Source organism: Nocardia sp. NPDC058497, from assembly GCF_042720195.1.
GTDB lineage: Bacteria > Actinomycetota > Actinomycetes > Mycobacteriales > Mycobacteriaceae > Nocardia.
Genome location: NZ_JBHXMY010000265.1, coordinates 1 through 7,882, shown reverse-complemented (window position 1 = coordinate 7,882; position 7,882 = coordinate 1). Strand labels below are relative to the sequence as shown.

The 7,882-nt window shown below is 69.1% G+C and carries 8 protein-coding genes; 1 reads left to right on the top strand and 7 read right to left on the bottom strand.

Features of this window, described 5'->3' with window-relative positions:
- The 7 genes from ACFWPJ_RS18460 to ACFWPJ_RS18430 all read right to left on the bottom strand — a co-directional run.
- Positions 1 to 178: acetyl-coenzyme A synthetase N-terminal domain-containing protein (locus ACFWPJ_RS18460; RefSeq protein WP_378852868.1), on the bottom strand; the 178-nt coding region annotated here is incomplete at its 3' end.
- A gap of 72 nt (positions 179 to 250) precedes the next feature.
- Complete coding sequence (locus ACFWPJ_RS18455) at positions 251 to 1,888, bottom strand: cation acetate symporter (protein WP_378852866.1); 1,638 nt, start codon at positions 1,886 to 1,888, stop codon at positions 251 to 253.
- Entirely contained in the window at positions 1,885 to 2,241 is a 357-nt protein-coding gene (locus ACFWPJ_RS18450; RefSeq protein WP_378852864.1) for a DUF485 domain-containing protein, read from the bottom strand. The genes ACFWPJ_RS18455 and ACFWPJ_RS18450 overlap by 4 nt, the downstream gene beginning before the upstream one ends.
- A gap of 151 nt (positions 2,242 to 2,392) precedes the next feature.
- Positions 2,393 to 4,147 (bottom strand): cation acetate symporter, encoded by a 1,755-nt coding sequence (locus ACFWPJ_RS18445; RefSeq protein WP_378852862.1) that lies wholly within the window; start codon positions 4,145 to 4,147, stop codon positions 2,393 to 2,395.
- A 111-nt stretch (positions 4,148 to 4,258) separates the two neighbouring features.
- Positions 4,259 to 4,624, bottom strand: coding sequence for a hypothetical protein (locus ACFWPJ_RS18440; RefSeq protein ID WP_378852860.1), 366 nt, complete (start codon positions 4,622 to 4,624; stop codon positions 4,259 to 4,261).
- Positions 4,621 to 5,418 carry a LytR/AlgR family response regulator transcription factor gene (locus tag ACFWPJ_RS18435; protein WP_378852858.1) on the bottom strand — a complete coding sequence of 266 codons (798 nt, stop codon included), beginning with the start codon at positions 5,416 to 5,418 and terminating at the stop codon, positions 4,621 to 4,623. Before ACFWPJ_RS18435 ends, ACFWPJ_RS18440 begins: the two co-directional genes overlap by 4 nt.
- Positions 5,419 to 5,599: 181 nt before the next feature.
- Entirely contained in the window at positions 5,600 to 6,781 is a 1,182-nt protein-coding gene (locus ACFWPJ_RS18430) for a sensor histidine kinase (RefSeq protein ID WP_378852856.1), read from the bottom strand.
- A gap of 363 nt (positions 6,782 to 7,144) precedes the next feature.
- On the opposite strand from ACFWPJ_RS18430, the gene ACFWPJ_RS18425 reads away from it, so the two are divergent.
- A partial coding sequence (locus tag ACFWPJ_RS18425) for a PHP domain-containing protein (protein ID WP_378852854.1) occupies positions 7,145 to 7,882 on the top strand: 738 nt, incomplete at its 3' end.

Sequence of the window (7,882 nt, the reverse complement as noted above, 5' to 3'; positions counted from 1 at the left end):
GGGTGAACGGCTTGTGCCAGTGCAGCCGGTTCGCCTGCTCGGCCCAGAAACCGTCGCGATCGGTCAGCGCCCGCTCGGCGAGCGTGGCGTCGGCATTGGCCCGCGCGGCGAACTCCGCGACGGGCGGATAGCTGGTCGCGTGGTCGGGTCGGGTGGGGTCGGTGACTGCACCGGTCACAAGAAATCTCCTTCGAACAACAGGGGTAGAGCCCGGGCCGGGGGGGTTACCACCGGCCCGGGCAGGACGGCATCAGTGCGAGATCGCCTTCTCCGCACCGACACCGGTGAGCGCGCGTACTTCCATCTCGGCGGCCTTGGCGGTGTCGACCTGCTCGCCACGGCCACCGGCGAAGGTGCCGACCACGCCGAGCGCGAACGCCAGCGGGATGGACACGATGCCGGGGTTGGACAGCGGGAACCAGTGGAAATCGGTCCCGGTGATCATCGAGGTCTTGGTGCCCGACACCGCCGGGGAGAACACGATGAGCACGATGGTCGAGATCAGGCCGCCGTACATCGACCACAGCGCGCCGGTGGTATTGAACCGCTTCCAGAACAGCGAGTACAGGATCGTCGGCAGGTTCGCCGCCGCCGCCACCGCGAACGCCAGCGCCACCAGGAACGCGATGTTCTGGCCGTTGGCCAGGATGCCGAGACCGATCGCGAGCACACCGATCACCACGGCGGTGATCCGCGAGACCCGCACCTGCTTGCGGTCGTCGACCTTGCCCTTCTTGATCACGCTGGCGTAGATGTCGTGGGCGAACGAGGCCGAGGCGGTGATCGTCAGACCGGCCACGACGGCGAGGATCGTCGCGAACGCGACCGCCGAGATCACGCCGAGCAGGATCACGCCGCCGAGCTCGAATGCCAGCAGCGGCGCAGCCGAGTTCTGCCCGCCCGCCGCGGCGAGGATCTTGTCCGGGCCGACGATGGCGGCCGCGCCGTACCCGAGCACCAGGGTGAACAGGTAGAACGCGCCGATCAGGCTGATCGCCCAGACCACCGAGCGCCGCGCCTCTTTCGCGGTGGGCACCGTGTAGAAGCGCATCAGCACATGCGGCAGACCCGCGGTGCCCAGCACCAGCGCCAGACCCAGCGACAGGAAGTTCAGCTTCGAGGTCTCGCTGCCGCCGTACTGGGCGCCCGGCGCGAGCACATCACGGGCGGCGACGGCCTTGCTGGCCGACTCGCTCACCGATTCCTGTGCGGCGCCGAGGATGTCGGAGAAGTTGAAGCCGAACTTGGCCAGCACCAGCACCGTCATCAGCGCGGCGCCCGCGATCAGCAGCACCGCCTTGATGATCTGCACCCAGGTGGTGCCCTTCATGCCGCCGACCAGCACATAGACGATCATCAACACGCCGACGATCGCGATCACGACCGATTGCCCCGCGCGCGAGGAGATGTCGAGCAGCAGCGCGACCAGGCCGCCCGCGCCCGCCATCTGCGCGAGCAGATAGAACAGCGACACCGTCAGGGTGGTCAGCGCGGCCGCGGTGCGCACCGGGCCTTCCTTCAACCGGAAGCTGAGCACGTCGGCCATCGTGAATTTGCCGGTGTTGCGCAGCATTTCGGCCACCAGCAGCAGCGCGACCAGCCACGCGACCAGGAACCCGATCGAGTACAGGAACCCGTCGTAGCCGTAGACGGCGATCGCGCCCGCGATACCGAGGAAGCTCGCCGCCGACAGGTAGTCACCGGCGATGGCGATGCCGTTCTGCGGACCGGAGAAGCCACGGCCGCCGGTGAAATAGTCGGCGGCACTGGCATTGTTGCGGCTGGCCCGGATCACCACGACCATGGTGACCGCGACGAACAGCGCGAAGATGGCGATATTGGCGATGGGGTTGCCCACCGTTGTCGCCGCGGCAAGGGTGGTGCTCATGCCCGGCCCTCCTCGAGAGATTCGCGGATGGCCGCGGCGCGCGGGTCCAGCTCACGATTGGCGAAACGGACGTAGAGCCCGGTGATGAGGAACGTGGAGACGAACTGCCCGAGGCCGAGCAGCAGACCCACATTGACGTTGCCGAAGACCTCGGTCGCCATGAAGTCGTGCGCGTACGCGCCGAGCAGCACATAGCTCAGGTACCACACCAGAAACAGCGCGGTCATCGGGAAGACGAAGCGGCGCAGGCGGTTGCGCAGCTCCTGGAACTGCGGGCTCGCCTGCACGGCGAGCCATTCGTCGGCACTCGGCGTGCGCCGGTCGGGCGCTTCTTCGGTGTCGGTTTCGGTCATGCCTGGTGGTCCTAGCGTGAGGAGTGTCGTGCGTGGGATGACCGTAGGGCAGCGAGCGTGCGCGCATTATGGTGTGGCGTGGGTCACTCGGTGAAGGTGGCCGCTCGTGCGGTGAACGGTCGCTGTGGCGCGACGAACGGTCAGCGCGAGATCACCGGTGGGCGGCGGTTTCCGGGTCGCGGTCGGCGCTCATGCCGAGTCGTTCCGGCGCGTGCATGCGCAGGAAGATCCCCGCGATCGTCCGCTTGTCCTGACCCTTCGTCAGCAGGCTGACCAGGATCGTCACCGCGAACGCCAGCGGCACGCTGACCGCGCCCGGATAGTCGACGATCGCCGACGCCCAGCCGCCGGCCAGCTCGGGGGAGACCCCGCCCAGCACCGCGAGCACGGTCGCGCCGCCCGCGGTGATGCCGCCGGTGAGCAGGCCGCCGGCCGCGCCCGCCGCGGTGAGCCCGCGCCACCAGATGCCGAGCACCAGCAGTGGGCACAGGGTCGACGCGGCCACCGAGAACGCGAGCGCGACCGTGCGGGACAGGTCTAGCGAGGCGACGGTCAGCGCCAGCGTCAGCGGGACGAGCCCGGCGACGAGAGCGGCGGCGCGGAAGTCCCGGATCCGGCCGCGCAGCACGTCGGTGCTGAGCACGCCGGCGAGGCTGACCAGCAGACCCGAGGAGGTGGACAGGAACGCCGCGATCGCACCCGCGGCGGCGAGGGCGGCGAGCAGTTGCCCGCCGAGTCCACCTAGGACCGCGCCCGGCAGCAGGACCACGGCGGCGTCGGAGGCGCCGGTGATCAGCAATTGCGGCACGTACAGCCGGGCGAAGACGCCCAGCAGGATCGGGAACAGATAGAACAGGCCGACCAGCCCGATCACGGTCAGCGCGGTCCGGCGGGCCGACGGACCATCCCGGTTGGTGTAGAAGCGGACCAGCACATGCGGCAGACCCATGGTGCCGAGGAAGGTCGCCACGATCAGCGAGAACACCTGGTACTGCGGATGTTCGCCACCGAACCCGCCACCCGCCGCGACCCAGCTCGCACCGTCGGCGGGCGCACCGGCGACCACCGGGACCGCCGACCCTGGTTCGAGGATCAGTTCGCTGCCTGCCGCCAGGGTGTGGTTGCCCGGAGTGAGCAGGACCGGCCCGTCCTCGGTGCGCCCGTCGAGGGTGCCGGTGACTCTCACCTGCTGCGAAACATCCAGGTGCACCACCACATCGGTGGAGATGTCGACCGTGGTGCGCTCGTCGACCAGCGGCGGCGCCGGAGTACCGACCGGCCGTTCGTCGGCGAGGAAATGCAGGCCGAGTACCAGCGCGGGCACCGCCACCGCGGTCAGTTTCAGCCAGTACTGGAACGCCTGCGCCAACGTCACCGACCGCATGCCGCCGCCGATCACATTCGCCAGCACGATCGCGCCGACGGCTACCGCGCCCACCCAGTGCGGCGCCCCGAGCAGGATGTGCAGCGTCAGCCCGGCGCCCTGGAACTGGGGGATCAGGTACACCGCGCATACCAGCACCACGAGCCCGGCGGCCATGCGCCGCAATCGAATCGAACCCAGGCGGAACTCCGCGAAGTCGGGCACGGTATACGCGCCCGATCGGCGCAACGGTGCCGCGACGAACATCAGCAGTCCCAGATACCCCGCGGTGAAGCCCACCGGATACCACAGCGCGTCGGCGCCGTATTTGGCGATGAGCCCGGCAACACCGAGAAACGAAGCAGCGGAGAGATATTCGCCCGAGATCGCGGCCGCATTCCAGCGTGAACCTACCGTGCGTGAGGCGACCAGGAAGTCGGATGTCGTGCGCGACAGTCGAACTCCATAGAACCCGATACCGATAGTGGCCAGTGCCGCCAGCAGCAGAGCGGTGAGCGTGAGCGCGGGGTTGCCGGAACTCATCGGGCCCATACCGGGGATACGGTCGCCGAGCTGGTGGCCGGTGCAGGGTTCGCGATCGAAAAGTTGTCGCCTAGCGCGGATATCGTGCGCCGATGCGAGCGGGCGGCCATCTCAGTCGCCTGCCAATTCCAGGAAGTCGTCTTCATTGCGCTGCGCCAAGCGCACGTACAGCCGCCCCACCGCGTACAGCGCGGGGAACGCGAGGCCGCCGAGGACAAGCCACGGCAGGCGGATTCCGGCCATCGTCGCCTCGGCGATCGCATCGATGCCGAACAGCACCGGTAGCGCACCGAAACCGGCGACGATCACCAGGCTGAGGCGCAGCGCCAAACCCAACTGTGCGCGGATCAGCCCGCCGATGAGCGCGGCGCCGAGATCGGTCTGCTCGACCACCTCGGTGCGGGTGCGCACCTGCCGGGCACCGCGCCGCTGCGCCAGCACCACCCGTTCCCGTGGCGGGCGCTGCGGACCCGTCACCGCTGCGACCAGTTCTGTCGCGGCCCGTGCACCAGCCGCTGCTTGAGCTCGCGCACCTGGCGCCGGCTCACCGGCAGTTCCACCGCACCGGCCGCGCCCTCGGCACGCAGGCACACCACCGTGCCGCTACCCGCAGTGCGCAGCCCGGTGACCAGCCGCAATGCCACCAGATACGACCGGTGCACGCGCAGGAATCCGGCGTCCTCCCACCGTGATTCGAGCGCGGAGAGCGGGATCCGCACCAGATGAGAGCCGGTGCCGGTGTGCAGCCGGGCGTAGTCGCCGTCGGCTTCGACCCAGGCGACATCGGCCCGGTTCACCAAGGTGGTCACCCCGCCGAGCTCCACCGGGATCACCTCGCTCGGATGCGCGGGCTCCGGCGGTGTCGCGGCCTGCACCGACACCCGGGCGGCAACGATCCGCCGCACCGCCTCGGCCAGCCGCGCCGCCCGCAACGGCTTCAGCAGATAATCCACCGCGCCCAGATCGAACGCCGCCACCGCGTGATCGTCATGCGCCGTCACGAACACCACCGCGGGCGGCTCGGCGAACTCCGACAGAATCCCCGCCAGCTCCATCCCCGTGAGCCCCGGCATATCGATATCGAGAAACACCGCATCGATCGGATGCGCCCGCAACAACCGCAACGCACTCGTCGACTCACCCGCCCGATGAATCTCCCCGACCCCGCTCTGGGTGCTCAGCAGATACACCAGCTCATCGAGCGCCGGCTTCTCGTCATCGACGGCGAGCACCCGCAGAGCGGTCGGGGGTTCATCGGTGTTCCAGCTCACAGCCTGTCCATGGTAACCGTCGCCACATATCACCGAGAACGGTATCCACCCCGTGGTCACCCGGCAGATCCCTTCGCCCAATGCTGGACCTGTGCGCACTCCCGTCACTGTGTCCGGAGTCGAGCCGTATCTGCGGCCGGCCGTGCGGTGAGAATGGTGGAGCACTGACGACGAACTGGCGTCAAGCCCGGATTCCGGGGCGGAATTTCGGTACCCGCATGCTGACTTTCGTTCCCGCGCCGGGGGCGGTGTCGACGACAAGGCCGTAGTCGTTGCCGAAGGCGGCGCGCAGGCGATCGTCGACGTTGGCGAGGCCGACGTGGGCGGCTTCGCCGGTGCGGGCGGGGCCGGTGTCGGTGTCGACGGCGTCGAGGGCGCCCGAGCGCAGGAGTTCGGGGTCCATGCCGATGCCGTCGTCTTCGACGCTGATCAGGCAGTCGGTGCCCTCGTCGCTGGCGACGATGCTCAACTGCCCGCCGCGACCGCCGCCGCCGAGGCCGTGCCGCACCGCGTTCTCCACCAGCGGCTGCAGCGCCAGGAACGGCAGCACCACGCCGAGCACCTCCGGCGCGATCTGCAACCGCACGTCGAGCGCGTCGCCGAAGCGGGCCTGTTCCAGGGCGAGGTAGCGCTCGATATTGCGTAGTTCGTCGGCGAGGACGGTGAATTCGCCTGCGGCGCGGAAGGAATAGCGGGTGAAGTCGGCGAACTCGAGGATGAGTTCGCGGGCCCGGTCGGGATCGGTGCGCACGAACGAGGCGATCGTGTTGAGCGCGTTGTAGATGAAATGCGGGCTGATCTGCGCCCGCAGCGCCCGCAGCTCGGCCCGGTCGACCCGGGCCCTGGAGGCGTCCAGCTCGGCCAGCTCCAGCTGCCCGCACGCATACCGGGCGACCTCACTCGCCGCCCCGAGCATGCCCGGCCCCGGCTTCCCGGTGGTCACCATCCCGAGCGCCCCCACCGCCGCCCCCGTATCGATCAGCAGCGGCTGCGCGATGAGCGAATACTCGTCCCCACCGACCAACACCGCCCGCTCGCCGGCGATCGCCCTCCGCGCCGCCTCCGCGAACGCTTCGACCATCCCCGTATGCGGTCCATCCCACGCCAGCAGCGTCGCCTCCGCGTCCACCACCCCCAGCGCCTCGGCCCCGGCCAGCGCCCGCAAATGCGGCGCCGCCTCCCGCGCCGCCTCCGCCGTCAACCCCCGCCGCAACGGCACCGCGGCCAGCGACGCGGTATGCAACGCCTGATGAACGGCCCGCTGCGCAGGCGTGGTCACCACCCGCTGGGTCCGCCGCCACACCAGCCATGCGGTGATCAGGACGATCACCACACACGCCAGCACCACCGCCGTGGTCGTCACCGTGCGCTCCCGTCTGCCCGCGTCATGTACCGGCCACCGTGAATCCGCGGCGGCCGCCGGGCGCGACCATCATCGACTCGGCTGAAGACCCCTCGCCACCCGGTGCGGACATCCGCCGATTATCGCCGCAAGCCGTCGCGGTGCGCCGGTGATCATCGACAGGCGGCCGCGCGCGCCGCGTAGCGCCGAGAAACTAGCGGAAAACAGACGTTGCTCAGGACTCGCCGGTGACCTTCGCCACGACACGCCGGACCGGGCCGAGGCGGGGGTGGGGCGCCCGTGTGGCACGGGAAAAGTTGTCGGACCCACGTGCCTAGAATGCTGGGGCCAACCCCCGTCGACACCCTGGGAGGAAGGACCGTCTTGGCCTCGTCCGGATCGTTCGTTCACCTGCACAACCACACCGAGTACTCCATGCTCGATGGTGCGGCGAAGATTTCGCCGCTGTTCGCGGAGGCGGAACGGCTGGGCATGACCGCTGTCGGCATGACCGACCACGGCAACATGTACGGCGCCTCGGAGTTCTACAACTCGGCCAAGAAGGCCGGTATCAAGCCGATCATCGGCATCGAGGCCTACATCGCGCCGGGTTCCCGGTTCGACACCAAGCGGGTGCAGTGGGGTGATCCGGGGCAGAAGAGTGACGACGTCTCGGGTTCGGGTGCCTACACCCACATGACGATGGTCGCCGAGAACGCGACCGGCCTGCGCAATCTGTTCAAGCTGTCGAGCCTGGCCTCCATCGAGGGTCAGCTGGGCAAGTGGGCGCGCATGGACGAGGAGATCATCGCCCAGCACGCGGAGGGCATCATCGCCACGACGGGCTGCCCGTCGGGTGAGGTGCAGACCCGGCTGCGCCTCGGTCACGAGCGCGAGGCGCTCGAAGCCGCCGCGAAGTGGCAGGAGATCTTCGGCAAGGAGAACTTCTTCCTCGAGGTGATGGACCACGGTCTGTCGATCGAGCGCCGGGTCCGCGAGGGCCTGATCAATGTCAGCAAGCAGCTCGACATTCCGCCGATCGCCACCAACGACTGCCATTACGTCACCAGCACCACCGCCGTGGTCGTCACCGTGCGCTCCCGTCTGCCCGCGTCATGTACC